Here is a 23,791-nt window from a genome sequence, read left to right as displayed (position 1 = left end):
ACAAATGACGCGATATCACCCGGCCATCGTCGTCCTGCACTGGATCATGGCGGTGATGATCATCGTCTCCTTGCTCGGCGGCAAGTTCAGCCTGAAGCCGATGCCGCTCGATTCGCCCGACAAAGTGCCGACGATCGCCATCCACATGAGCATCGGTCTGGCCATCGGCGCCCTATTTCTGTTGCGTCTCGGGATCCGGCTCGCCTCGGATCGGCCACCCCATGCGACGACTGGCAACGATGTGCTGGATTGGATCGGAACGGCCGCGCACTGGGTGCTCTACGGGCTGGTCGCGGCCATGGTGTTGAGCGGGATCGCCATGGCGTTCTCGACTGGGCTGTTCTCCATCGCCTACGGCGGATCGGGTGAACCGCTGCCCGCGAACCTGTCCGAGATCGCGCCGCGGCTGGCCCATGGGCTGTTCTCGACGCTGCTGTTGATGCTGGTCGGGCTGCACATCGCGGCGGCGCTCTATCACCAGTTCTTTCTGCGCGACGGCCTGTTCCGGCGGATGTGGTTCGGCAAGCGGCGCTGAGGGCCACGGCCCGGCGGCCGTGAAACACCCACCAATTCGACCAGATCCCGCCCCAGTCCTGTCTTGCTTGGCGGGCAGGCTGGGCCCATGGAACAGCCATCCCTCCCGAAGTCCGGCTGCGGCCGCATCGTCCTGCGCCGGACAAATGCGCGGCGGCGCGTGACGGTTTTCTTCGCCGGCCGCCATGCCTGCGGCCCCCGGATCGACGACGGATATGGCAGCGCCTTCGCCCTGCGCCACGGGCTGAACGCGGTGCTGGTGCAGCCGAACAGGCCCAGATGGTACCAGGGGCCCCTCGGCCGGCAGCTTCCGCAGCTTCTGGCCGAGGTTCTTGCAGGGTTCGACCATGTCACCTTCGGCGGGGCCGGGATGGGGGCTTACGGGGCGCTTCTCGCGGCCCAGCACATCGCGGCCGACCACGTGCTTGCCGTGCACCCGGTCTCGACCCTCGATCCGCGCAAGGCGCCCCTGTCGCGGGCGCAACGCCGCGACGGCGCCCGGCTAGGCCGGGACATCGCGCCCGTACTCACCCATCGTGCGCGGCACTACACCCTGGTCGCCACCGGGCCCGAGGATGCCGTCCACGCCGCCCGGATGTTTCTTCCGGCCGGGCGGACGACCCGTCTTAACGCAGGCCAGCTGACGCCCGGCGGCACGCTGGGCCTGTCCGACAGGGCATTGCTCGGCCTGCTGGGCGCCGCCGCCCCGGCGCTGGCGCGGGCCGGCTGACAGCCTGCGTCACGGCGGTTTCTTGCCCCTGACGGCCCCACCGCTTATGTCAGGGCCACACGATCGGGGGGCACCATGGCCGATACACCCAGAACGGTCAGCGAAGACCGCGAAAAATCCAGGGAACTGGGCGCCCTTCAGGGGCTCTGGCCCTTCGTGGCCCCCTACCGGCGCACCCTTGCCGCCGCGCTGACGGCTCTGGTCGCCACCGCCGGAATCAGCCTTGTGATCCCGCTGGCCGCCCGTCGCGTCGTGGACAATTTCAACGTCGAGGGCGGGGCGCTCGCCAACTGGTATTTCGTCGCCGCCATCCTGATCGCGGCGCTGATGGCGCTGGGCTCCGCGCTGCGCTTTTACCTGGTGTCGCGGCTTGGCGAGCGGGTTGTGGCCGATATCCGCAAGGCGGTCTTCGACCGGATGATCGGCATGTCGCCGGAATTCTTTGAAAAGCTGATGACCGGCGAGATCATCTCGCGCATCACCACAGACACCACGCTGATCCAGTCGGTGATCGGCTCGTCGGTTTCGATTGCGCTGCGCAACGCGCTGGTGCTGGTTGGCGGCATCGCGCTGATGCTGGTGACCAGCGTCAAGATGTCGGCGATGGTACTTTGGCCGATCCCGGTCATCGTGCTCCCGATCATCCTGCTGGGCCGCCGCGTCCGCAAGCTGTCCAAGGAAAACCAGGACTGGATCGCGGCGTCTTCGGGGGATGCCTCGGAACAGCTTCTGTCCGCGCAGACGATCCAGGCCTTCACCCACGAGACGCTGAGTCGCGGCAAGTTCGCCAAGGTCACCGAAAAGAGCTTCGACGTGGCGCTGCGCCGGATCACCATGCGCGCGGTGATGACGGCCATCGTGATCTTCGTCGCATTCTCGGGCGTGGTGGGGTTCCTGTGGATGGGGGCGTCGGACGTGCGCAGCGGCGTGATCACGGCCGGCGAGCTGATCCAGTTCATGTTCTACACCGTCATGGTCGCCGGCGCCGTCGCCGCCCTGACCGAGATCTGGGGCGAGTTGCAGCGCGCCGCCGGTGCGACCGAACGGCTGATGGAGCTGCTGTCGAGCGACGACAGCGTGCGCGACCCGGTCGCCGGGCCCGTTCGCAGCACGCGCCGCCGGGGCCATATCCGGTTCGAGGACGTGGTCTTTTCCTATCCCTCGCGGCCCGGTATCTCGGCGCTCGGGGGGGTCTCCTTCGACGTCAAGCCGGGCGAGACGGTGGCCCTTGTCGGCCCGTCCGGGGCGGGGAAATCGACCATCATCCAGCTTCTGCTGCGGTTCTACGACCCCAAGTCGGGCCGCATCCTGTTCGACGACACCGACCTGCGCCAGATGACCCGTGCCGATTTCCGTGGAGATATCGCGCTGGTGCCCCAGGACCCGGTGATCTTCGCCGATACTGCCCGCGAGAACATCCGCTTCGGACGTCCCGATGCGAGCGATGCCGAGGTCGAGGCCGCCGCCCGGGCCGCCGCGGCGCATGATTTCCTTGTGGCGCTGCCCGAAGGCTATGACAGCTACGTGGGCGAGCGCGGCGTGATGCTGTCGGGCGGGCAGAAACAGCGCATCGCCATCGCCCGCGCGATCCTGCGCGACTCGCCCGTGCTGTTGCTGGACGAGGCGACCTCTGCGCTGGATGCCGAGAGCGAGCGGTTGGTGCAGCAGGCGGTCGAGGGGCTGGCCGAGGGGCGGACCACGCTGATCGTCGCCCACCGCCTCGCCACGGTGAAGAAGGCCGACCGCATTCTGGTTTTCGACGGCGGGCAGATCGTGGCGGAGGGCAGCCACGACCAGCTCGTGGCCCAAGGCGGACTCTATGCGCGCCTCGCCCGTCTTCAGTTCACCGAAGGCATGGCGGCGGAATAGCCCGCGTGGCCACCCGCCCCGACCTCGCGTCGTCGCGAGGCATCGCCACGGCCGGGCCGCAGCGTCATACTTGCGCCGGGTCGCCCCGCGGGCGACCCTCATGGCAACGGAGCGCCGCGGGGAACGGGCCCGGACCGTGAGGAGGAGAAGACCACATGACCTATGCGACGGTCGCCGACAGGAATGCCATCGAGGCCGAGTGCCCCTGGGACGAACGCGCCCTGCCCGCGACGCTGCACGGGCTGCTGGCGGCCACGGCCGACCGGCATGGCGCCAGCAAGGCGGTGACGTTCCAGATGTTCTCGGACCCGGGCGCCCCGGACGAGACGCTGACCTGGTCGCAGCTGCACGCGAAGGTCTGCCAGACGGCGAACCTGTTCCGGTCGCTGGGGGTGGGCGAGAGCGATGTGGTGGCCTTCCTGCTGCCCAACTGCACCGAGACCGTGCTGACCTATGCCGGCGGCGCGATCGCCGGCGTGGTGAACCCGATCAACCCGCTGCTCGATGCCGAAAATATCGCGGGCATCCTGCGCGAGACCAATGCCAGCGTGCTGGTGACCCTGCGCAGCTTTCCCAAGACCGACGTGGCCCAGAAGGCGGCGGAGGCCGTGGCGATGGCGCCGAACGTCAAGACCGTGCTCGAGGTCGATCTGCTGCGCTACATGACCGGGCTGAAACGGCTGATCATCCCGCTGATCCGGCCCAAGGTCGCGGTCCGGCACAAGGCGAAGGTCATGGATTTCAACGCCGCGATCGCCGGTCAGCCCAGGACCCTGGCGTTCGAGGACAGCGCCGGCGACCGTGTCGCGGCGCTCTTTCACACCGGCGGGACGACCGGAATGCCCAAGGTGGCGCAGCACCGCTATTCGGGGATCATCTACAATGCCTGGCTGGGCGAGCGGCTGCTGTTCAGGGAAACCGACGTGCAGATCTGCCCGCTGCCGCTGTTTCATGTCTTCGCCACCATCGTCTGCCTCGGGGCATCGCTGGCCTCGGGGGCGCAGATCGTCTTTCCGACACCGCAGGGCTATCGCGGCGACGGGGTGTTCGACAATTTCTGGAAACTGGTAGAGCGTCACCGCGTGACCTTCATGATCGCGGTGCCCACCGCGATGTCGGCGTTGATGCAGCGCAAGGTGGATGCGGACATCTCGTCGCTGAAGCTTGCGTTCTGCGGCTCATCCCCGCTTCCGGTCGAGCTCTATAACCGGTTCGAGAAAGCCGCCGGCGTCACGATCTGCGAGGGCTACGGCCTGACCGAGGCGACCTGCCTGGTGTCGATCAACCCGCCGGACGGAAAGAAGAAAGTCGGCTCGATCGGCATCCCTTTTCCCTATACCGACGTCAGGATCCTGAACCATACCGCCGAGGGGCCGTATGAATGCGGCACCGACGAGATCGGCGAGATCTGCGTCGACAATCCCGGTGTCTATACCGGCAATACCTATACCGATCTGGCCAAGAACAACGGGCTTTTTCACCATGACCTCTACCTGAGGACCGGCGACCTCGGCCGGATCGACGCCGACGGGTATCTCTGGATCACCGGGCGGGCCAAGGACCTGATCATCCGGGGCGGTCACAACATCGACCCCGCCGAGATCGAAGAGGCACTGGCGGGCCACGAACAGGTGGCCTTCGCCGCCGCGATCGGCCAGCCCGACGCCCATGCCGGAGAGCTGCCCTGCGCCTATGTGGAGCTGATCGACGGCGGCAGCGTCGACGAGGAGGAGCTGATGCGCTTCGCCAACGGGCGCATCCACGAGCGGGCCGCGAAGATCAAGCATATCGACGTGTTGCCGAGCCTGCCCAAGACCGCGGTGGGCAAGACGCTCAAGAACGAGCTGAGGAAGCTGGCCATCGCGCGGGTCTATGGCGCGGCCCTTGACGCCGGCGGGGTGGCTGCTCGGGTCGCCTCGGTGGAAGAGGACAAACGGCAGGGGCTGGTGGCGCGGATCGCAAAGACCGGAGCGGTGACCGACGAGGAGGTCTCGGCCGTTCTGGGGGCGTTTTCCCGGCCCTGGGCCTGGACGGGCTGAACGCGGTCGGGCGCCGGACGGCGCGTCGCACCGGGGCGCTATCGCGTTGTTCTGACCGGGCGAGGGGGCGCTGCCCCCTCCGTCGAAAGTGGTGCTTTCGCCGTTCACCCCCGGGATATTCTCGACCAGAAGAAGGGCTGGCGTCAGGCGCCTGTCAGGGCCGTGCGGGTGGCGCGGGCGATGACGGCCTCTTCGTCGGTTTCGATCCGCAGGATGCGGGCCGGGCCGGCGCCGATCTCTTGCGCGTTGGCGGCGTTGGCGGCCGGATCGAGCGTGAGGCCGAGAAAGCCCAGCCGCTCCAGGGCGCGGGCGCGGATCAGCGCCGAGTTCTCGCCGATCCCGCCGGTGAAGACCAGCCCGTCGAGCCCGCCGAGAACCGCCGCCATGGCGCCGATCTCGCGGGCGAGACGGAAGACGTAGTAATCGATGGCCTCGGCCGCGCGCGGATCGTTCGACGCCTCCAGTGTGCGCATGTCCGACGAGATGCCGGAGAGGCCCTTGAGGCCGCTCTCGCGGTAGAGGAGGGCTGTGATCTCCTCTGCGGTCATTCCCTTCTGATCCATGAGAAAGAGCAGCACGCCCGGATCGACCTGGCCGCAGCGCGTCCCCATGGGAAGGCCGTCCAGCGCAGAGAAGCCCATGGTGGAGCCGATGCTCTGGCCGTCGCGCAAGGCGCAGATCGAGGCGCCGTTGCCCAGATGGCAGATCACGACCCGACCGGCGGCGAGATCCGGCTCTGACCGGGCCAGGACGCCGGTGATGTAGTCGTAGCTGAGCCCGTGGAAGCCGTAGCGGCGCACGCCCTCCTCGTAGAAGCGACGCGGCAGGGCGAAGGTGTCGTTCACCCAAGGATGGCCGCGGTGAAACGCCGTGTCGAAGGCGCCGACCTGAAGCGCATCGGGAAAGACCGTGCGGGCGGCGGCGACACAGGCCAGGTTGTGGGGTTGGTGCAGCGGTGCGAAGGGCGCGAGGGCGGCAAGATCCGCGATCGCCTCCGGGGTCAGCACCTCGGGCCGCGCCCGGTCGGGCCCGCCGTGGACGATCCTGTGGCCGACCCCCGCCAAGGGGCCATCCACACCCGGCCCGATCGCCGCGAGAACCGCCGTGAGCGCCGCGCGATGGTCCGCCGGGCCGAGGGCCACCGGCGCGGACCCGTCCAGCAGCAGTCGCGCATCGCCGCCGATCCGTTCGACCTGGCCGGCCTGGACCCGGGAGTCCTGCGCCCAGACCGAGAACTTGAGCGACGAGCTGCCCGCGTTGAGGGTCAGGATCCGGCTCAAGGCAGTTTCGCGCCGTAGAGTGCGGCCACCGCGCAGGAGGCCAGCCGCGCGGCCTCGTCATCGGCGCGGCTGGTCAGGATCACCGGGACGGAGGCGCCGACGACGATGCCGCCCGCCTCTGCATGGGCGAGAAAGGTCAGCTGTTTGGCGATCATGTTGCCGGATTCGAGGTTGGGCGCGACGAGGATATCCGCGTGCCCCGCGACCAGCGACTTGATACCCTTGGTGACCGCTGCCTCCAGATCGACGGCATTGTCCATCGCCAGCGGGCCATCCACCAGCCCGCCGGTGATCTGGCCCCGTTCCGCCATTTTCGACAAAGCAGCGGCATCCAGGGTCGAGGGGATGGCGGGGTTCACGGTTTCGACCGCCGAGAGGATGCCGGCCTTGGGCTGGTCGATCCCGAGGGCCAGGGCCAGGTCGATGGCGTTCTGCACTATGTCGATCTTGGTGGTCAGATCGGGCGCGATGTTGATCGCCGCGTCCGTCACCAGCACCAGGTGGTCGATGCCGGGGATGTCCATGACGAAGACATGGGACAGGCGCCGCCCGGTGCGCAGGCCGCCCTCACGCTTGACGATCGCGCGCAAGAGCACGTCCGTATGCAGGTGCCCCTTCATCACCGCGCGGGCGCGGCCCTCGTGCACCAGCGCCACGGCACGGCGGGCCGCGCGGTCATGGTCGGGCTCGTCGATCAGCTCCAGCCCCGCGATGCTGACGCCGGCCTCGTGGGCCGCGGTCTCTATCAGGGCGGCGTTGCCCACCAGGATCGGCGTTATCAGTGTGTGGTCGCGACCCAACAGGGCGCCGGCAATCGCCTCGGGGCTTTCGGGGGCGACGACGGCGGTGGGGATCGGCGGCAGATGTTCCGCCCGGGCGATGAGGCGGTCGAAATGGACGTGGCTGCGCACGGTGAGGCCGGGCACATCCTCTGCCGAAAAGCTCTGGGGTGCGACGGGGGCGGTCACTTTCGCCTCTCCCGACGCCAGGGTCGTGCCGTCCGCGGCCTCGATCCAGGTGTCGAAGGTCGCCTCTCGGTCGGGGCCGAGAGCGGTCAGGCGCACCCGCGCCGTCAGCTCTTCGCCCGCGCGGGCGCGGCCGTGGAAGGAGAGGCTCTGGGACTTGTAGAGGGTGCCGGGACCGGGCAGGCGATTGCCCAGCACCCCCGAGATCAGCGCACCGAGCCAGGCGGAGGGGGCGATGGCCTCGGGCACGCCATCACCGTCGCCATCGGCGTCGGGAATGTGCAGCGGGTTCATGTTGCCGCTGGAATTGGCGAAGATGATGAGGTCGTCGGCGACGCAAAGCCGCGTGACGCTGGCCTCCATCCCGATGGTCAGGTCATTCCAGGGTGTATTGGCGTAAATCGTCATCAATCTTCCCGTCGCTGCGGCAGCCTGGACACTGTGCCGGGGTCCTGCAGCGATGCGCAAGGGCGAAGGGGCGCTGCCGCAGGCTCTCCCACAAATGGTCCGGGCGGTGCCCACCGGGTGCCGCATTCCGAGGGCAGTCTGGCACCATCTCAGCCGGAGATCTGATATGCCTGTCGCAGCCACTTCCATCGTCTTCCGCCTCGCGCCGATCCTGCTCGGCCTCTGTGCCGCCGTCGTATTCGGCCTGGGCATATGGCTGCAGATGCAGGCGAACGACCGCATGGCGTCGCGCGCCGAAATCTACCAGGCCGGGCCGCCGCCGGCGGTCGCGCTCGACCTGTTCGACCCGCCGCGCCATACATCGACCGCGGGCGAAGCGCTGGTGACGGCGCAGATCGACGTCGCGGGCGCCGTGGACCTTGCGCCGTTGGTCGAGGGCGGGCCGTCCGCGCTTGCCGTTCCGCTGCTGAGCGTCACCGACGACACCGGCGCCGCTCCGCTGGGCATGGCAATCTTCTCGTCGCCGGATTTCGTGCCGGGTCGGATCACCGGGGCGGGCCTCGCGGCCATGGCCGGGGCGCCGGGCGATCCGCGCCCGCTGGTGACACTCAACGGATGGTTCGGCACGCCCGGCAAATGGGTCGCCGCGCTGGATGAACGTGGCATGAACGTGACCGGCCCGGTCATCTATCCGTTCGTCGATGGGCGCCGGGCGGCGATCCTGCCGGATGACTATGGGCAATCGGCGGTCTTCGAACGTTTCTCGAAGGTCGGCGGCGCACTCGGTTTTCTGGCGCTCTTGTTGTTTGCCGTCGCGCGGCCCCGATCCGACGAGGCCGACACCGAAACCGCGACGGAAACCGTCCCGGTAGCCTCGCCCCGGCCCCCCGGGGCGCAAGAGCCTGGTGACGCCGCGGTCGTTGGCCCGGCCATCGCCAGCGATCGTCGTTCGCCCGTTCGCCGAATCCTGGTCGGGCTGTTCCTCGTGTTCGTGTTGTTGGCCGTCGTGATGATCACCGCGCCGCGTCTGCTCGGATCCGGCGAGCCTGTGGCCCCGACCGCGGCTGAGGCGGAGGTTCAGGCCACATCCGATATCGTCTCGCCCGCGGTCGCCACGGCCGCGCCCGGCGGTGTCGTCACCGCCGAGGGCGCCGCCACGGCCACGGAGCTGAGTATCGCCGGGGTCAGGGCCTGGGCGCAGGACCGGCTCGCCGCCGCGGCAGCGGGCGACCTCAGGGCGATCCTCGTGCTGTTGCTGGGCGCGGTGTCGATGATCCTCGTGTTGGCGCGGGTGGTGACGGATGCCCTGCGCCGCAGGCCGGCCCGCGCGGACGCGACGCCGGAGCAGCGGACCGCCTGACGGTTCAGGTCAGAACGTCACCTCGACGCCGGGCAGAGTAAGGGCCCGCATGAGATCGCGGAGTTCCTGCCGCGCCGCGATGTTCGAGATGTTCAGGCCCTTGACCCCGATGTCCCGCAGATCGAGCAAGGTCAGGCCGCGGGGAAACAGCTCCCGGAAGATGACCCGCTCGTTGAAACCCGGCGCGGTGCGAAAGCCGATGCGGCGGCCGAGCTTGTCGAGCGCCTTTTCCATCTTGACCTTGTTGACCATCTGCTGCGCCCCCAGGCGGTTGCGCACCACGATCCAGTCAATCGGTTCCAGCCCGGCCTGGGCGCGCAATTGCCGCGCGTTCCAGACCATCTCGGAATAGACCGACGGGCCTGTGATCGTCTCGCCGTCCATGGCGATATGGGCGAGCAGGTCGAAATCGACGAAGCTGTCGTTCAGCGGCGTGATCAGCGTGTCGGCCAGGGAATGCGCGACCTGGCTGAGCCGCGTGTGCGAGCCGGGGCAATCGATCAGGATGAAGTCGCTGTCCGGCTCCAGCCCCGCCACCGCGGCAGAGAGCCGGTGGTCGTTGACGTTCTCGCCGGGGCCCAGGGCGGCCTGGTCGATCTCGGGAAGCTCATGATAAGATGGGGTCGGCAGGTCGAGGCCGGTCTTTTCCAGATAGGCCAGCCGGTTGTCCATGTAGCGGCCGAGCGTCTTCTGGCGCAGGTCGAGATCGAGGATCCCGACCTTGTGGCCGAGCCGCGCCAGTGCGGTTGCCACATGGATCGAGACGGTCGACTTGCCCGCGCCGCCCTTTTCGTTGCCCACGACGATGATATGCGCCACTGCCCGGCCCCCGCTTATTGTTGGTGTCTACTATATGTTGTCTATCGAGCCGACGAAAGCGCAGCCGGCCATCGTCGCGCAAAATAGGGCAAGGCTTGTCGGTCGTGCCACAGCAGGTGGATGGACTGGAGTTGTCCATCGAGCTCGGCCGGGCATGGTGGCCGGGGTCGGGGACCGATCAGAAATCCTGGAATGCGTCAGCATCCGTGCCGGTCGCCCGCATCTGGACGACCCCGGCGGGCGGCTGCCGGGCGGGTGGGGGCGCCTCCTGGATCTGCGGCATAGCAGAGACCTCGCGCCGGGCTGAGGGGGCCCTTGCCTCGGCCCGGCCGCGTATGCCGTGGAAGGCGCCCAGTGTCTCGCCAAGTTGTTCGGCCTCGTGGCGCAGGGTCTGGCCCGAGGCATTCGCTTCTTCGAGATCGCTGCGTTGTGCTGGGTCATGCTGTCCAGTTGCTTCACGCTCTGGCTCACCTCGTCAAGACCGCGTGCCTGGTGCGCCACGGCCTCGGCGATGCTGGCCATGAAGCCGCCGAGGGTTTCCACATGGGACAGGACCTGGCCCAGGGACGTGCCGGTCCGTTGCACCAGGGCGCTGCCCTCGCTGACCTGCTCGCCGCTTTTCATGATGAGGTTCTTGATCTCCTGCGCCGAGGTCGAGGCGTTCTGGGCAAGCCCCCGCACCTCGGACGCGACGACCGCGAATCCCTTGCCAGCCTCGCCCGCACGGGCGGATTCGACCCCGGCGTTGAGTGCCAGAAGGTTGGTCTGGAAGGCGATGTCGTCGATCACGGAAATGATCTGGTTGATCTGCTCGGAAGAGGCTTCGATCCGCTGGATGGCGGCGACCGCCTCCTTGAGGATCTTTTCGCTTTCGGCCGACATTTCCCTGCTTTGCTTGGCGATCTCGTCCGCATTTCGGGCGGTGCCTGCCACCTCCGCGCTGGATTGAGTCAGCTCGTCGAGCGCCGCGGCTGATTCCTCCAGCGTCGCGGCCTGGGTTTCCACCCTGCGCGAGAGGTCGTCGGACATCGCCCCGATCTCTTCGGCGGCGTTGCGGACGTTCTCGGCGACGCCACCGACATCGCCCAAGGACCAGGCGAGGCTGTCGACCACGGCGTTGAAATCGTCGCGCAGCGAGACGTATTTCTCGGGGAACGGCCCGTCGCCGGCCCCCTCGATCCTGTGCGACAGATCCTGCCGGGCGAGATGCGCAAGACCGTTGCGAAGCTCCGCCACTACGCGCTCCGTATCGGCCTGATCCTGCTCGCGCTTGCGTATCCGTGCGCGTTCCTGCAGGTGGCCGAGGCGGAAGGTCTCGATCCGTCGGGCGATGCCGCCGATCTCGTCCCCGCGGGACTGGTAGGGGACCGTCTCGTCCAGGTCGCCGTTCGACACCTTGCCGATGGTCGCGGCCAGCCCGCCGAGAGGCCGCAGCTGGTAGGTCAGCAGCGACAGCAGGGCGGCGACGCCGGCAGCGATGCTGATGGCCGAAATGATGGTGCCGAATCGCTGTTTCCCGGCGATGGCGGCGTCGACCACGCCGCGGTCTATCCCGACGTAGATGATCCCGGTGACCTCGCCGGTCGCATTCGTCACGGGTTGGTAGATCGTGAGGTAGGACTTGCCGAGAATCGTGGCCTCCCCGCGGTAGGTCTCTCCGGCGAGCATCGCCGTGCGCACCGGGTTGTCGCGGCCCAGGTAGGTGCCCACGGCGCGGTCCCCCTCCGCAGTCCGTATGTTGGTCGACAGGCGTATGAAATCGCCCCTCTCCGCATCCCAGCCGAAGATGGTGGCAGTCTCGCCCGTGAGGGTGCCGACCCGGTCGATCAGGTCATGTCCGTCGAAGGCGGGCGCGGACTCCCAGGTCACAGCGAGATCAGAGCCGTCGGAGGAGAACCTGGCCTCGACCTGGTCGTATGCCACGTCGAATGTGCTGGCGAGAAACCGCAAGGACATCGCCTGGTGGCGTTCGGCCGCGTCCAGCAGCGCATTCTCGGTGCTTCTTGTCAGGCTGCCGACCACGCCGGTGCAAAGCACGATGAGCAGAAGCGTCAGCCCGAGGGCAAGTCGGACCTTGAGGGATTGAAAACGCGACTTCACTGCGGGCAGACTCCTGTTGGCGAACAGGATCGGGACTAGCCGCAAGACCTTAACAGGGTCACAATTCCACGCCGCGGGATTGGCCGGACCTGCGCTGTTTCGCCCGATCCGCGCTGGAGTTCAGGGGCCGGGCAACCGCCCCCAAGACCCAGTTCTTCAACGAAAAACGCCGCCCGGGGGGCCGGGCGGCGCAATTGCGTGGCGATGGCCGATGATCTCAGAAACCGAGACCTTCGTACTTCTTCTTGAACTTCGAGACGCGGCCGCCAGTGTCCATGAGACGCGAGCTGCCGCCGGTCCAGGCCGGGTGCACCGAGGGGTCGATATCCAGCGACAGCGTGTCGCCTTCCTTGCCCCAGGTCGATTTCATCTCGAGCATGGTGCCATCCGTCATCTTGACGTTGATGAGGTGGTAATCGGGATGGATGTCTTTTTTCATCTCGGCTCTCCTCAGGCCTGTGCGCCGGCCTTGGGGGCGCGATAATTGGTCTGCTCGGCGATACGGGCCGATTTGCCCCGACGCGTCCGCAGGTAATAGAGCTTGGCACGGCGGACCTTGCCGCGGCGCACGACGGTGATCTCTTCGATGTTGGTCGAGTAGAGCGGGAACACACGCTCCACACCCTCGCCGAAGGAGATCTTGCGCACCGTGAACGACCCGGCGATGCCAGAGCCGTTCTTGCGGCTGATGCAGACGCCTTCGTAGTTCTGCACACGGGTGCGGGTGCCCTCGGTCACCTTGTAGCCGACGCGAATCGTATCGCCGGCCTTGAAGTCGGGAATGCTCTTCCCGAGCGAGGCGATCTGTTCCGCCTCGAGTTCAGCGATCAGGTTCATCTGATCCACTCCTAAATCTGCTCACGGTTGGTCCGTGAAGGTGTCTTTGCCGCCCGAGAGCTCTTGTCTTCGACCGGGTCCCGGCCCGTGGCCAGCCCGCAAGAGATCGCGCAACGCTTTCCTGGTCTCGCAGCGGCCCGTCGAGAGCTTCGGGATGCCGGGGCGAAGTTCCCCGTTCCGCCGAAAAATCCCGGACCACAGCCATACATCGCGATCGAAGTCCGATCCCGCCGCATGAGAGAGCCGCTTACTCCAACTTCCGGCGTCGATCAAGGGTCAAGTGACGGGCGGTCAGTCCATCCCGAGCCCGGCTTCGGCGAGGGCCGCGACCTTGGCGCGATGCAGCTCGGCGTCGTCCGCGATGGTCCGGTTCGCCTCCAGCAGCCAGGCCGAGAGCGTGTCCGACTGGCTGCGCCGCGCCGCGGGGGCCGGGGTAATCCGGTTGCGCAGGTCGCGGGGCAGGTCGAGCAGGTCGAAAACCGCGCTTGCCGGGCCCTCGGGGCTTGCCGCGATCTCGGACAGGGACCGCACCACGACACGGTGCGGGGCCAGGGCGGCGGTCAGCCGCGCGACCTCCTGGTCGAGGTCGAGATGCGGGCTGACGGTCGCGGCAAAGGCCTGGTAATCCTCGGTCATGCGGCGCAGGCGCAGCAGGTGTTTCCAGGCGCTGGCGATATAGCCCTCGGTGTCCCGCGTGGTGTAGAGAAACACGATCTCGCTGCCCGGAAACCGCGCGGCGATGCCCTCGGCCAGCGCCCTGGCGAGGATGACCGCCGTGTCGCCGTAGCTGGTGATCCGGACACCGTCGGCCCGCGTCTCTCCGACCATGGCGCCGCTGAAAGCCTCGCGGGTCAGGACGATCCGCTCCGCATCGGGCATCTTGTCGAGCAGGACCCGCAGATCCCGGCGAAAGCCGGCCAGCCGCTTCGGACCGGGCAGAAAGCCGAAATGCCGGCCCCGGTGCAGCACCGGTTGCAGCCGCGCCCCGTAATAAAGCGCCGCGTGGGGTGCCAGAAGCTTGTCGTTGGCGCGCAACCCCTGCTGCAGCGAAGTTGTGCCGGTCTTGTGAAACCCGGCGTGGACGATGACCTTCATGCCGCGCCCGTCATGGCTTTCGCGGCCGCGCGGCATGGGCGGCCCAGAGGTCGGGGCGCCGGTCGCGGGTCAGCGCCTCGGCCTGCGCCTGGCGCCATTCGGTGATCCGCTCGTGATGGCCCGAGGTCAGCACCTCGGGGATCGGCAGGCCCTTCCATTCGGCGGGGCGGGTGTATTGCGGATGCTCCAGCAAGCCGTTGGAAAAGCTCTCCTCAACCGCCGAGACCGCATTGCCCAGCACGCCGGGCCGCAGGCGGATACAGGCATCCAGCATCGCCTGGGCGGCGATCTCTCCGCCGGTCAGGACGAAATCGCCGAGCGAGACCTCTTCGATCCCGTAGTGATCGAGCACTCGTTGGTCGACCCCTTCGAACCGGCCGCAGAGCAGGGTGACCCCGTCGCAGGCGGCCAGCGCCTGGGCCATCGGCTGGTCGAACCGGCGGCCGCGGGGCGAGAGATAGAGGATCGGCATCCGGCCGCGGGCGGTGCCCTGGGCCTGTTCGATCGCCCGGCCCACCACGTCGGCGCGCAGCACCATGCCCGCGCCACCGCCGGCAGGGGTGTCGTCGACGTTGCGATGCTTGCCGTCGCCGAACAGCCGCAGGTCGATCGTGCGCAGCTGCCACAACCCGTCCTTCAGCGCCTTGCCGGTCAGGCTTTCGCCGAGGATGCCGGGAAAAGCCTGTGGAAACAGGGTGATGATCTGCGCCGTCCAGGCCCGCGACAGCTCTGGCCGGTCGACCATCAGCTCTCGGGGCTTGAGCGTGGCGCGGATCGACTTGCGACCGTGGGACTTGGATGCGTCTGACATGCTGCGTTCTCTAGCCCAAGCCCGCGGACTTGGAAACAAGGCCTGGCTAAACTAGGCCCGGACGCATCAGGCCATCCCCCGGGCCCAACCGCCCACGCCCGCCGCCTCGCACAGGGCCAGCTTGCGCTCGCGCAGCGCGGCATCGCCCAGGTCGGAGCGGTTGAGGGCAAGCAGCGCCTCGGCCAGCGCCGCGTCCGGCCCGCGGTTGCCGTGGCCGACGGGGACAAGCGCTTCCGTCAGCTCGGGCGGCAGGCCGAGCGGGGTCAGCAGGGCGCCGCCCGGGCCGCGGGGATCGGTTTGCGCCTCTTCGAGGGGCAGGGTTTGGACGGGCAGGGGGTCGAGGGCACCGGCGATCTCGGCGGCCACGGCCGTGAGGTCGGCCGCCCCGCGAAGGGTCTCGGCGAACTCGTCCCACCCGGCCGTCAGCCGCTGGCCGATCAGGTGGTGCCGCCACGCGCTCCAGAGCCAGCTTTCGGGGGCGCGTGTCGTGTAGATCAGCGTTGGGACATGGCCGGGGAACCGCTCTGCCAGATAGCCGGTCAGATAGCTGGCGGCGATCCGGGCGGCGCCGTAATCCGCGACGCCGGGCCAGCCGGGCAGGTGCCCCGACAGCCCCTCGCAGGTCAGCAGGATGTGCTTGTCTTCGGGTGTCTCGACGAGCGCGGCATTCAGCGCCTCGACCAGGTCGAGCAGCAGCAAGGGGTTGCCCGTGCGCGAAAACCCCATGCAAAGCTTGGCGGCATCGCGCAGATGGCGCAGCTGGTAGATCGTCACATGCGGCGCCAGAAGGGCGCGGTTGCGCCACAGCAGATGCTGGGCAGAGCTGGTTCCGGTCTTGTGGAAACCGGGGTGAAGCAGCAGCCGAGGCATCCTATCCGTGCGCCTTGCCCATCGCGGCCTTGGCCTGCGCAAGGGCGGGGCGGTCGCGGGTCTTCCTGTTCATGCTCAGATAGGCGGCCCGCAAGTCCGCCCCGTCGCCGCGATTGGTGACCGGCGCGCGGGGCAGCGCCGCCAGCCGCGCCTCGGGCAACCCCGCGATCATCAGCGCGGGGCCGGCCGGCCCCAGCCTGTGCCGGGCGGCCTCCTCCAGCATGATCTCGTGGACCGGGACCGGCAGGCCGGCCAGCAGGGCCGCAAGCGTCGGGCCGAGCGGGGCGAGGCGGTGGCGGAACCGCGCCTCATCCTCGGTCAGCCTGCGCGAGCGCAGGATATGACCATGCACGGACCGCGCCCAGGACGCCTGGTCCCGGGTGGTGTAGAGAAAGCTGACGCGGGTTTCGGGCCCGATCCCGCGCAGGGCCGCGTTCAGGATGGCCCGCGCCATGGGCAAGGCCATGCCATAGGTCCGGACGGTCCGGCCAAGGGCATCGCGGTGACCCGGCATCAGGCCGGCGAAACCCTCCCAACTCATGAACAGGGGACGGCCGTCGCGCGGCTGGCAGGCGAACCAGGCCGCCAGGGCCCGGCCAAAACGCCGACGGCGCCACGCCAGAGGGGCGCGGCCACAGGCCAGCCCGGCCGCGACCGGGCCCGCCATGTCCTCGGGCAGGGCGATGCGAAGATCGGCGGCAAGGCGGGCGCGGTGACGGCGCAGATAATCCTGAAGGCTCGACGTGCCGGTCTTGTGGAACCCGGCATGAACGAAGACCTCGCTCATGCGCCCCCGTCCGAAAAGAGCCCCTCCGGCGGGTCCGCGACGATCCGCCCGGCGGCAAGGTCGACGGTGGGCACGGCCGACCTGGTGAAGGGCACCAGCACCGTGGCGCTGCCCTGCGGCAGCTCGACCTCGAGCAGGTCGCCCGCGCCGTGGTCATGCACAGCCTTGACCCGGCCCAGCAGGGCGCCCCCGGTGTCATGCACCGGCAGGCCGATCAGGTCGGCATGGTAGAATTCATCGTCCGGAAGCGACGGCAGCCGGTCCCGGTCGGCATAAAGCACGGTGCCCTTCAGGGCGTCGGCCTGTTCTTTCGTGGTGATCGCGTCGACCCGGGCTGTGAACGCGCCCTTGGCCTCTCCGGTCAGGACGATCTGGGCGAAGATGCCGCCATCCTCGGTGAAGAGCGGGGCATAATCGGCGATCGCGGCGGGATCCGCGCAGAAACTCTTGAGCCGCACCTCTCCGTGGACGCCGAACGCCCCTCCGAGAGAGCCCACAACAACACGCGCCGCCATGGCAGAGCCTCCTGCATTACTTCGATGCGGCGCGGGGGCGGCCGCGGAGAGACCAGGGGGTCCCGGTCCGCGGCTACGCCCCGACCGGCAAGGGCCGGCCCGGGCGGGCCGGCCAGGGGGCGCAGCCTTACTCGGCGGTCTCTTCGGCCGGGGCGGCAGCGGCCTCTTCGGCGGCCTTGGCCTTTTCGGCGCGGGCGGTCGCGCGTTCCTGCGCGGCCTTGCCGGGGACGGCCTTCTTGGGGTTGGAGCGCTCTTTCTTCTCGACGACGCCGGCGGCCTCGAGGAAGCGGGCGACGCGGTCGGTCGGCAGGGCGCCCTGGCTCAGCCAGTATTGCACACGCTCGATGTCCATCTTGATCCGGTCTTCGCTGTCCTTGGCCAGCAGCGGGTTGTAGGTGCCCAGCTTCTCGATGAAGCGGCCGTCACGGGGCATCCGGCTGTCGGCGGCGACGATGGAATAAAACGGGCGCTTCTTGGAGCCGCCGCGTGCGAGACGAAGTTTCATGGCCATTTTGGTATCTCCTTTGAATGGCAGGGGTGACGGACCCAGGGGGCCGTCAGGATTTGATCTGTTCGTGGTGCTTGATGACTTCCTGGATAATGAAGCCCAGGAATTTCTTGGCAAACTCCGGGTCGAGATCGGCCCGGCGCGCAAGGTCGGTGAGCCGCGCGATCTGGCTTTCCTCGCGGATCGGATCGGCGGGGGGCAGGTCGTGTTCGGCCTTCAGTCGGCCCACGGCCTGGGTGTGCTTGAACCGCTCGCCCAGGGTGTAGACGAGGATCGCGTCGAGCCTGTCGATGCTTTCGCGGTGCTCGCGCAGCACGTCGGCGGCGCGGGTGGCGATGTCGGTCATTGCACGATCTCCTTGGGGGCCCCGGCCGGCGCCGGGTGGCGCCAGATGCCGAGGCGGCCATAGACGGGATGGTCGAATTCGCCCTCGAGGGTGCAGCCAAGCCGCTGCGCCAGCCGGACGGAGCGACTGTTGGACGGGGCCACGGCGCTCATCACCCGGGACCAGCCGAGCGTGCCGAATACATGGGCCCGCACCGCTATCGCGGCCTCCTGCGCGATGCCGCGCCCCTCGGCGCCATCGAACACGGTCCAGGCGATTTCGGGCTCGGGCCAGCCGTCGGGATAATGCAACCCGGCGAGGCCCAGGGCGGCGTCGCTCTCCCGGTCGGCGATGATCCAGCGCCCGAAGCCGCGCAACTGCCACTGGCCGGCAATGGCGCAGAGCCGAAAGTACGCCTCCTCGCGTGAGAACGGGCCACCGACCGTGGCGGACCGGTCCGAGGCGCAATAGGCCACGTAGGCGTCCAGGTCCCGCGCCTCGGGCGCACGCAGACGCAGGCGGGCGGTCTCGAGGACCGGCACCCGGAGCGGGCTCTCCGCCCGGCCCGTCGAGGTCTGGGGCGCGGTGCGAGCGGTCAGGTTCATCGCGCACCCTCCGGCCGGGGGTGGCGATAGACCAGGCAGGGCCGGTCCGGATGGGGCTGCGGCGCCTCCGGATCGAGTGTCGCGCCCAGCTTCTCGGCCAGCCGGACAGAGCGCGTGTTGCCCTTGGCGATGTAGCTGACGACCGTCTGCCAGCCGAGTGTCCGGAAGGCGTGGTCGACGGCGGCGCGGGCCGCTTCGGTGGCGATGCCGGAGCCTTCCAGATCCGGGTCCCAGATCATCCAGCCCACTTCGGTCTCGGGCCAGTCCGCCGGGTGCCATGGCCCGATCAGGCCGAGGGCGGTATCGTCGCCCGACCGCGTGACGGCCCACATCCCGTAGCCGCGAATCTGCCAATGCCCGAGCTCGGACGCGAAGATCCGCCAGGCCGTGCCTTCGGAATGGGGGCCGCCGACGCCGGCGGAGCGCTCTGACATGAAAAAGCCGCGCGCGGCCTCCCAATCGCCCGGGGCAGGGCGCCGCAGGACAAGGCGCTCGGTCGCAATCCAGTCCATCACGCGCCCTCCGGGTCGGGATGCCGCCAGACATCGAGAACGGTGCCCGCGGGCGTCGTCCAGGCCCCGTCGCGCAGCGCACCCAGCCGCCCGGCCAGGCGCGACGCCCGCCGGTTGGCCGCCGAGATGTAGCTGACGGCCGACCGCCAGCCGAGCACCCAATGGGCGAAGGCCCGCGCCGCGACGGTCGCTTCGAAGCCATAGCCGCGGCCCTCGTGCACCGGGTCCCAGATCATGAAGGCGATCTCGGGGTCGGGCTGGCTGTCGATATTCCAGGGCCCGAACACGCCGATCGCCTCGCCGCCGGCCTTCCTGACGGCCACGAACGGGCCATAGCCCAACAGCTCGTGGTGATTGAGCAGCGCGTCGAAATGGTCGGTCGCCTGCTCGGCCATGGCGACGTTGGATCGCGGCGACGCGCAGAACCCGTCGTGGGCGGCCTTGTGCGCGGCCCCGGGCAGCACGAGCCGCAGGCGCGGCGTCTCTGGCGGAAGTCGGGTCATGCGCGGGCCCCCCGCGATCCGGGTGCGCTGTGGCGATAGATCCGCGCGGGCACGGACTCGGGCTCGTGAAAGGGCGAGCCTGGCCGGTTGGCCACGCCTTCCGCCTCCGGATCGCGCACCGCGCCCAGCCGTTCGGCCACCCGCGCCGACCGCAGATTGTCGTCGTCGATCACCGAAATGGCCGAGCGCAGGCCGAGCGTCTCCCAGGACCACGGGATCAGGCGGTCCATCGCCTCGGCGACATAGCCCTGGCCCTCGTCGGCGCCGTCCCAGAGCGTCCAGGCGAATTCCGGCTCCGGCCAATCCATCGGATACCAGGCGCCGAAGAGCCCGATCGCCCGACCACTCTCCTTCAATGTTCCGACGAAAGAGGAATATCCGCGCAGAACCCAAAGCCCGGCGCAATGCCCGAAAGCCCGCGACACCGCCCGGCCGGTCATCGGACCGCCCAGGAAACGCGACCGCTCGCTCTCGAGAAACGCCCGGAACGGTCCCACGTCCTCGGCCCGCGGCGCCCGAAACACCAGCCGATCCGTCTCGAGATCCGGGATCGACAAGGTCAGCACGACACACCTCCGCAGGACCGGGCCAGGGGCTGCTCTTCATCTTGGCAGACAAACTCCGGGGGAGTCGCCCCGCAGGGCGACGGGGGCAGCGCCCCCGGCACGATATGACACCGGGCGAGGCTCATTTCTTCTTGCCGAACCCCGACAGCCCGGGCGGCAGACCGCCGCCCCCGCCCATACCGGGAAGATTGCCCATGCCCGGGGGCATGCCGCCCATCCGGCCCATCTCTGCCTGCGCCGCGGCCATGTCGGAATCCGACGGGCCGCCTTTGCCCATCATCCCCTTCATCATCTGGCGCAAGGCGCCGCCTTTGCCCATCTTGCCGATCTTCTTCATCATGTCCGACATCTGCCGATGCTGCTTCAGAAGCTTGTTCAGCTCGGACACTTCCAGCCCGGCCCCGGCCGCGATCCGCTTCTTGCGGCTCGCCTGCAGGATCTGCGGGTTGGCCCGCTCCACCTTGGTCATGGAATTGATCAGCGCGACCTGGCGGCGGATGATGCTGTCGTCTACCCCGGCCTCGGACATCTGCTTCTGCATCTTCTGGGCGCCCGGCATCATCGCCATCATGCCCTCCATGCCGCCCATCTTGACCATCTGTTCCAGCTGCATCTTCAGGTCGTTCATGTTGAACTGACCCTTCTGGAAGCGCTTCATCATCCGCTCGGCCTGCTCGGCCTCAAGAGTCTGCTGCGCCTTCTCCACAAGCGACACGATGTCGCCCATCCCGAGGATCCGGCCGGCGATCCGCTCAGCATGGAACTCCTCGATGGCGTCCATCTTCTCGCCGAGACCGACGAAGCGGATCGGCTTGCCCGTCACCGCCCGCATCGACAGCGCGGCGCCGCCGCGGCCGTCCCCGTCCATCCGCGTCAGCACGACGCCCGAGACCCCGATCTTGTCGTCGAACTCCTCGGCGACGTTCACCGCGTCCTGGCCGGTGAGGCCGTCCACCACCAGCAGCGTCTCGCGCGGGTTCGCCACATCGCGCACGGCGGCGGCCTGGGCAATCAGCTCGGCATCGATATGCAAACGGCCGGCGGTGTCCAGCATATAGACGTCATACCCGCCCAGCGAGGCCTGCGTCCGGGCGCGCCTGGCGATCGCCACCGGGTCCTCGCCCTTTACGATCGGCAGGGTATCGACCCCGATCTGCACCCCGAGGATCGCCAGCTGCTCCATCGCGGCGGGGCGGTTCACGTCGAGCGATGCCATCAGCACCCGCTTGCCCTCGCGGTCCTTCAGGCGCTTGGCGAGCTTGGCGGTCGTCGTCGTCTTGCCCGAGCCCTGCAGGCCGACCATCAGGATCGGCGCCGGCGGATTGTCGATCTTCAGCTTGCCGGGGTCCTCGCTGCCGGTCAGCACGTGCACCAGCTCGTCATGGACGATCTTGACCACCTGCTGGCCCGGCGTGACCGACTTGGTCACCGACTGGCCTGTCGCCTTCTTTTCCACCGCCTTGATGAAGTCCCGCGCCACCGGCAACGACACGTCCGCCTCCAGCAGCGCGACCCGGACCTCGCGCAGCGCGGTCGAGACGTCCTCGGCGGACAGGGCCCCCTGCTTGGTCAGCCGGTCAAAGACCCCAGAGAGGCGTTCTGAGAGATTTTCGAACATCGCGGCTCCTCGCGGCTGTGACTGGACAGGTCCGGTCTAGGGACCGGCGGACAAAACGACAAATGCCCCCGTGGGCGAACACTCGCTGACGGGGGGCGATCCCGGACAATCCGGGACCGGAAGCATGCGCACTTCCGGATTGCGCGTCCGATACAGCGCGACCGCCGCCCTGTCAATCCATCGCCCGGCGTGGCGCGACCGGCCGCGCACCCGACCGCGCCTGCGGCCAGACACCACGCCATGGGCCGTCCGCTGCAATCCTCGCGAAATGCCCCCGCGAGATATTGCAATATCGAACAGAAAGTGCATCTCTCCGCGTAGATGTGTCTCGGCGCACATAAGAAGGGAATGACCATGGTGAATTGGGATGAAATCCGCACAGCCTACCAGGTGGCCCGCCTCGGCACGGTCAGCGGCGCCGCCGAAGTGCTCGGCGTCCACCATGCCACGGTCATCCGCCATATCGACGCGCTCGAAGGGCGGCTGGGCGTCAAGCTCTTCCAGCGGCACGCGCGCGGCTACACGGCGACCGAGGCGGGGCAGGATCTGCTGATCGTGGCCCAGGCCACCGACGACCAGTTCACCCAGCTGGCCGGCCGGATCAAGGGGCTGGGCGAGGGCGTGACGGGCGACCTCACGGTCACCTCTCTCGCTTCGCTGGTGCCCCTGCTGACCCCGGTCCTCGCAGATTTCCGCAGCCAGAACGAGGGGCTCACCGTGCGCTATCTCACCGGCGACAGGCTCTATCGCCTGGAATACGGCGAGGCCCATGTGGCGATCCGCGCAGGCTCCGCCCCCGAGCAGCCCGACAACGTCGTCCAGCCCTTCCGCCCGCAGCGGATGCGCCTCGTCGCAACCGAGGCCTATATCCGGCGCAAGGGCAGGCCATCCGGCATCGAGGATTTCCCGAGCCACGATTTCGTCGGCCACGAGAACCGCGACAGCCGGGCGCCCTTCATGCAATGGCTCCGCTCCCATGTCCCCGAGGACCGCATCGTCTTTCGCACCATGGACAACCGGACCCAGGTCGACGCGATCCTGGCGGGGGCGGGCATCGGCTTCATGGCCGAATGGGAAGCGGCCAAGCATTCCGGCCTGGTCGAGGTGCTGCCCTCCGAAGACAGCTGGTCCGCGCCGCTCTGGATCGTCACCCATGTCGACCTGCACAGAACACCCAAGGTCCAGGCGTTCCTCAAGTTCCTCAAGGAGCGGTCGAAGTCCTGGACGTTTGAATGAGCCCAGCCGCCCGCGGCCACCTGGCGATGCTGGTCTTCTCCGGGTTGGTGGCGGGCAGTTTCTCGCTGGGTGCCCGGATCGCACATGACATCGACCCGGCCGCGCTCAACGCCCTGCGCTTCGCGATCGCCGCCGCTCTGCTGGGGCTCGCCACGGCGGCGACGACAGGCCTGTCCGCTGCGGCCCTGCGGGCGCCCTGGCGCTACGCCATAGTCGGCACGCTGATCTCTCTCTACTTCGTGCTGATGTTCGAGGGGCTGAAATCCGCCCCGGCGATCAGCTCCGCCGCGGTCTTCACCCTGTCGCCGCTGCTGGCCGCGGGGTTCGGCTGGCTCACCCTTCGCCAGCGCCTGACCCGGCAGATGGCCCTGGCGCTGGCGGTGGGCGGCGCCGGGGCGCTCTGGGTAATCTTCCGCGGCGACCTTCGCGCCCTGCTCGCCTTCCAGGTCGGCCCGGGCGAAAGGATCTTCTTCCTCGGCTGCGCGGCCTATGCGCTGCACTCCCCGCTCCTGCGCCGCCTGAACCGGGGAGAGCCCGCAGTGGTCTTCATCTTCCTGACCCTGGTGGCCGGGACGCTGGCGGTAACCCTCTACGGGTGGGGGGCGATCCGCGCGACGGACTGGGCGGCGCTTCCGGGGCGGGTCTGGGCGACGCTCCTCTATATCAGTGTCGCCTCCGGGGCGGCCACTTTCTTCCTGATGCAGTTCGCCTCGATGCGGCTGCCCTCGGCCAAGGTGATGGCCTATACATACCTGGTTCCGACCTGGGTCATCCTGTGGGAGCTGGCGCTGGGCGGCAGCCCGCCGCGCCCGGTCGTGGCGATCGGCGTCGCGATGTCGGTGATCGCCCTCCTTCTGCTGCTCCGCGATGACGCGGTCCGGGCCCCGGCCGGCAGCTGA

General features: G+C 68.5%; 25 protein-coding genes. 7 read left to right on the top strand and 18 right to left on the bottom strand.

Annotation, left to right across the window (positions count from 1 at the left end):
* Window positions 1-4 precede the first annotated feature (4 nt).
* The 4 genes from ROA7023_RS06855 (at window position 5) to ROA7023_RS06840 (ending at window position 5,172) form a co-directional block, all read left to right on the top strand.
* Window positions 5-535 carry a cytochrome b gene (locus ROA7023_RS06855; protein ID WP_085878274.1) on the top strand — a complete coding sequence of 177 codons (531 nt, stop codon included), beginning with the start codon at window positions 5-7 and terminating at the stop codon, window positions 533-535.
* Window positions 536-622: 87 nt separating this feature from the next.
* The gene (locus tag ROA7023_RS06850) at window positions 623-1,264 is read left to right on the top strand and encodes a hypothetical protein (RefSeq protein ID WP_085878273.1); all 642 of its coding nucleotides are present in this window, start codon (window positions 623-625) and stop codon (window positions 1,262-1,264) included.
* Window positions 1,265-1,339: 75 nt separating this feature from the next.
* Window positions 1,340-3,133 carry an ABC transporter transmembrane domain-containing protein gene (locus tag ROA7023_RS06845; protein ID WP_085878272.1) on the top strand — a complete coding sequence of 598 codons (1,794 nt, stop codon included), beginning with the start codon at window positions 1,340-1,342 and terminating at the stop codon, window positions 3,131-3,133.
* 155 nt (window positions 3,134-3,288) lie between these two features.
* On the top strand, window positions 3,289-5,172 hold the full coding sequence (locus tag ROA7023_RS06840; protein ID WP_085878271.1) for an acyl-CoA synthetase: 1,884 nt from the start codon (window positions 3,289-3,291) through the stop codon (window positions 5,170-5,172).
* 143 nt (window positions 5,173-5,315) lie between these two features.
* Here the strand turns inward: ROA7023_RS06840 and ROA7023_RS06835 are convergent, their stop codons facing one another.
* Together ROA7023_RS06835 and ROA7023_RS06830 are read right to left on the bottom strand one after the other, a co-directional pair.
* Window positions 5,316-6,452 (bottom strand): acetate/propionate family kinase, encoded by a 1,137-nt coding sequence (locus ROA7023_RS06835; protein ID WP_085878270.1) that lies wholly within the window; start codon window positions 6,450-6,452, stop codon window positions 5,316-5,318.
* Window positions 6,449-7,825, bottom strand: coding sequence for a bifunctional enoyl-CoA hydratase/phosphate acetyltransferase (locus ROA7023_RS06830; protein ID WP_200812469.1), 1,377 nt, complete (start codon window positions 7,823-7,825; stop codon window positions 6,449-6,451). Before ROA7023_RS06830 ends, ROA7023_RS06835 begins: the two co-directional genes overlap by 4 nt.
* A 166-nt stretch (window positions 7,826-7,991) precedes the next feature.
* On the opposite strand from ROA7023_RS06830, the gene ROA7023_RS06825 reads away from it, so the two are divergent.
* Entirely contained in the window at window positions 7,992-9,185 is a 1,194-nt protein-coding gene (locus tag ROA7023_RS06825) for a hypothetical protein (protein ID WP_085878268.1), read from the top strand.
* Between the two features lie 9 nt (window positions 9,186-9,194).
* On the opposite strand, the gene ROA7023_RS06820 is transcribed toward ROA7023_RS06825, so the two are convergent.
* From ROA7023_RS06820 to ffh, 16 genes are all read right to left on the bottom strand, one after another.
* Window positions 9,195-10,004: a division plane positioning ATPase MipZ gene (locus tag ROA7023_RS06820; RefSeq protein WP_085878267.1), complete on the bottom strand. Its 810-nt coding sequence runs from the start codon at window positions 10,002-10,004 to the stop codon at window positions 9,195-9,197.
* Between the two features lie 30 nt (window positions 10,005-10,034).
* On the bottom strand, window positions 10,035-12,104 hold the full coding sequence (locus ROA7023_RS06815) for a methyl-accepting chemotaxis protein (protein ID WP_085878266.1): 2,070 nt from the start codon (window positions 12,102-12,104) through the stop codon (window positions 10,035-10,037).
* A 217-nt stretch (window positions 12,105-12,321) separates the two neighbouring features.
* Entirely contained in the window at window positions 12,322-12,543 is a 222-nt protein-coding gene (gene rpmE, locus ROA7023_RS06810) for a 50S ribosomal protein L31 (RefSeq protein WP_085878265.1), read from the bottom strand.
* 11 nt (window positions 12,544-12,554) lie between these two features.
* On the bottom strand, window positions 12,555-12,941 hold the full coding sequence (rplS, locus tag ROA7023_RS06805) for a 50S ribosomal protein L19 (protein WP_085878366.1): 387 nt from the start codon (window positions 12,939-12,941) through the stop codon (window positions 12,555-12,557).
* Window positions 12,942-13,232: 291 nt separating this feature from the next.
* On the bottom strand, window positions 13,233-14,072 hold the full coding sequence (locus tag ROA7023_RS06800; protein WP_085878264.1) for a hypothetical protein: 840 nt from the start codon (window positions 14,070-14,072) through the stop codon (window positions 13,233-13,235).
* Window positions 14,047-14,847 carry a tRNA (guanosine(37)-N1)-methyltransferase TrmD gene (trmD, locus tag ROA7023_RS06795; RefSeq protein ID WP_085878263.1) on the bottom strand — a complete coding sequence of 267 codons (801 nt, stop codon included), beginning with the start codon at window positions 14,845-14,847 and terminating at the stop codon, window positions 14,047-14,049. The genes ROA7023_RS06800 and trmD overlap by 26 nt, the downstream gene beginning before the upstream one ends.
* 66 nt (window positions 14,848-14,913) lie before the next feature.
* Complete coding sequence (locus tag ROA7023_RS06790; protein ID WP_085878262.1) at window positions 14,914-15,717, bottom strand: hypothetical protein; 804 nt, start codon at window positions 15,715-15,717, stop codon at window positions 14,914-14,916.
* Window position 15,718: 1 nt separating this feature from the next.
* On the bottom strand, window positions 15,719-16,504 hold the full coding sequence (locus tag ROA7023_RS06785; RefSeq protein ID WP_085878261.1) for a hypothetical protein: 786 nt from the start codon (window positions 16,502-16,504) through the stop codon (window positions 15,719-15,721).
* Window positions 16,501-17,019: a ribosome maturation factor RimM gene (rimM, locus tag ROA7023_RS06780; protein ID WP_085878260.1), complete on the bottom strand. Its 519-nt coding sequence runs from the start codon at window positions 17,017-17,019 to the stop codon at window positions 16,501-16,503. Before rimM ends, ROA7023_RS06785 begins: the two co-directional genes overlap by 4 nt.
* 127 nt (window positions 17,020-17,146) lie before the next feature.
* Entirely contained in the window at window positions 17,147-17,530 is a 384-nt protein-coding gene (gene rpsP, locus ROA7023_RS06775) for a 30S ribosomal protein S16 (RefSeq protein ID WP_085878259.1), read from the bottom strand.
* 46 nt (window positions 17,531-17,576) lie between these two features.
* Window positions 17,577-17,873 carry a chorismate mutase gene (locus tag ROA7023_RS06770; RefSeq protein ID WP_085878258.1) on the bottom strand — a complete coding sequence of 99 codons (297 nt, stop codon included), beginning with the start codon at window positions 17,871-17,873 and terminating at the stop codon, window positions 17,577-17,579.
* Window positions 17,870-18,457: a GNAT family N-acetyltransferase gene (locus tag ROA7023_RS06765; protein WP_085878257.1), complete on the bottom strand. Its 588-nt coding sequence runs from the start codon at window positions 18,455-18,457 to the stop codon at window positions 17,870-17,872. Before ROA7023_RS06765 ends, ROA7023_RS06770 begins: the two co-directional genes overlap by 4 nt.
* The gene (locus ROA7023_RS06760; RefSeq protein WP_085878256.1) at window positions 18,454-18,969 is read right to left on the bottom strand and encodes a GNAT family N-acetyltransferase; all 516 of its coding nucleotides are present in this window, start codon (window positions 18,967-18,969) and stop codon (window positions 18,454-18,456) included. The genes ROA7023_RS06765 and ROA7023_RS06760 overlap by 4 nt, the downstream gene beginning before the upstream one ends.
* Window positions 18,969-19,472, bottom strand: a complete 504-nt coding sequence (locus ROA7023_RS06755; RefSeq protein ID WP_085878255.1) for a GNAT family N-acetyltransferase — start codon at window positions 19,470-19,472, stop codon at window positions 18,969-18,971. The genes ROA7023_RS06760 and ROA7023_RS06755 overlap by 1 nt, the downstream gene beginning before the upstream one ends.
* Complete coding sequence (locus ROA7023_RS06750) at window positions 19,469-20,038, bottom strand: GNAT family N-acetyltransferase (RefSeq protein WP_085878254.1); 570 nt, start codon at window positions 20,036-20,038, stop codon at window positions 19,469-19,471. The genes ROA7023_RS06755 and ROA7023_RS06750 overlap by 4 nt, the downstream gene beginning before the upstream one ends.
* Before the next feature lie 121 nt (window positions 20,039-20,159).
* On the bottom strand, window positions 20,160-21,656 hold the full coding sequence (gene ffh / locus ROA7023_RS06745) for a signal recognition particle protein (protein ID WP_085878253.1): 1,497 nt from the start codon (window positions 21,654-21,656) through the stop codon (window positions 20,160-20,162).
* Between the two features lie 354 nt (window positions 21,657-22,010).
* Here ffh and ROA7023_RS06740 point away from each other — a divergent pair, with 354 nt between their 5' ends.
* Together ROA7023_RS06740 and ROA7023_RS06735 are read left to right on the top strand one after the other, a co-directional pair.
* The gene (locus ROA7023_RS06740) at window positions 22,011-22,892 is read left to right on the top strand and encodes a LysR family transcriptional regulator (protein WP_085878252.1); all 882 of its coding nucleotides are present in this window, start codon (window positions 22,011-22,013) and stop codon (window positions 22,890-22,892) included.
* The gene (locus ROA7023_RS06735; protein ID WP_085878251.1) at window positions 22,889-23,791 is read left to right on the top strand and encodes a DMT family transporter; all 903 of its coding nucleotides are present in this window, start codon (window positions 22,889-22,891) and stop codon (window positions 23,789-23,791) included. The genes ROA7023_RS06740 and ROA7023_RS06735 overlap by 4 nt, the downstream gene beginning before the upstream one ends.

The sequence above is a fragment of the Roseisalinus antarcticus genome (assembly GCF_900172355.1).
Classification (GTDB): domain Bacteria; phylum Pseudomonadota; class Alphaproteobacteria; order Rhodobacterales; family Rhodobacteraceae; genus Oceanicola; species Oceanicola antarcticus_A.
This window is presented reverse-complemented; position numbering and strand designations above follow the sequence as displayed.

What these genes read in the sequence shown, in the direction of transcription:
- ROA7023_RS06830 (WP_200812469.1), bottom strand. Translation starts at nt 7,825, where the DNA reads ATGACGATTTACGCCAATACACCCTGGAATGACCTGACCATCGGGATG.
- ROA7023_RS06855 (WP_085878274.1), top strand. Translation starts at nt 5, where the DNA reads ATGACGCGATATCACCCGGCCATCGTCGTCCTGCACTGGATCATGGCG.
- ROA7023_RS06845 (WP_085878272.1), top strand. Translation starts at nt 1,340, where the DNA reads ATGGCCGATACACCCAGAACGGTCAGCGAAGACCGCGAAAAATCCAGG.
- ROA7023_RS06770 (WP_085878258.1), bottom strand. Translation starts at nt 17,873, where the DNA reads ATGACCGACATCGCCACCCGCGCCGCCGACGTGCTGCGCGAGCACCGC.
- ROA7023_RS06825 (WP_085878268.1), top strand. Translation starts at nt 7,992, where the DNA reads ATGCCTGTCGCAGCCACTTCCATCGTCTTCCGCCTCGCGCCGATCCTG.
- trmD (WP_085878263.1), bottom strand. Translation starts at nt 14,847, where the DNA reads ATGTCAGACGCATCCAAGTCCCACGGTCGCAAGTCGATCCGCGCCACG.
- ROA7023_RS06785 (WP_085878261.1), bottom strand. Translation starts at nt 16,504, where the DNA reads ATGAGCGAGGTCTTCGTTCATGCCGGGTTCCACAAGACCGGCACGTCG.
- rpsP (WP_085878259.1), bottom strand. Translation starts at nt 17,530, where the DNA reads ATGGCCATGAAACTTCGTCTCGCACGCGGCGGCTCCAAGAAGCGCCCG.
- rplS (WP_085878366.1), bottom strand. Translation starts at nt 12,941, where the DNA reads ATGAACCTGATCGCTGAACTCGAGGCGGAACAGATCGCCTCGCTCGGG.
- ROA7023_RS06740 (WP_085878252.1), top strand. Translation starts at nt 22,011, where the DNA reads ATGGTGAATTGGGATGAAATCCGCACAGCCTACCAGGTGGCCCGCCTC.
- ROA7023_RS06765 (WP_085878257.1), bottom strand. Translation starts at nt 18,457, where the DNA reads ATGAACCTGACCGCTCGCACCGCGCCCCAGACCTCGACGGGCCGGGCG.
- ROA7023_RS06790 (WP_085878262.1), bottom strand. Translation starts at nt 15,717, where the DNA reads ATGCCTCGGCTGCTGCTTCACCCCGGTTTCCACAAGACCGGAACCAGC.
- ROA7023_RS06850 (WP_085878273.1), top strand. Translation starts at nt 623, where the DNA reads ATGGAACAGCCATCCCTCCCGAAGTCCGGCTGCGGCCGCATCGTCCTG.
- ffh (WP_085878253.1), bottom strand. Translation starts at nt 21,656, where the DNA reads ATGTTCGAAAATCTCTCAGAACGCCTCTCTGGGGTCTTTGACCGGCTG.
- ROA7023_RS06760 (WP_085878256.1), bottom strand. Translation starts at nt 18,969, where the DNA reads ATGGACTGGATTGCGACCGAGCGCCTTGTCCTGCGGCGCCCTGCCCCG.
- ROA7023_RS06735 (WP_085878251.1), top strand. Translation starts at nt 22,889, where the DNA reads ATGAGCCCAGCCGCCCGCGGCCACCTGGCGATGCTGGTCTTCTCCGGG.
- ROA7023_RS06840 (WP_085878271.1), top strand. Translation starts at nt 3,289, where the DNA reads ATGACCTATGCGACGGTCGCCGACAGGAATGCCATCGAGGCCGAGTGC.
- rimM (WP_085878260.1), bottom strand. Translation starts at nt 17,019, where the DNA reads ATGGCGGCGCGTGTTGTTGTGGGCTCTCTCGGAGGGGCGTTCGGCGTC.
- rpmE (WP_085878265.1), bottom strand. Translation starts at nt 12,543, where the DNA reads ATGAAAAAAGACATCCATCCCGATTACCACCTCATCAACGTCAAGATG.
- ROA7023_RS06800 (WP_085878264.1), bottom strand. Translation starts at nt 14,072, where the DNA reads ATGCCGCGCGGCCGCGAAAGCCATGACGGGCGCGGCATGAAGGTCATC.
- ROA7023_RS06755 (WP_085878255.1), bottom strand. Translation starts at nt 19,472, where the DNA reads ATGACCCGACTTCCGCCAGAGACGCCGCGCCTGCGGCTCGTGCTGCCC.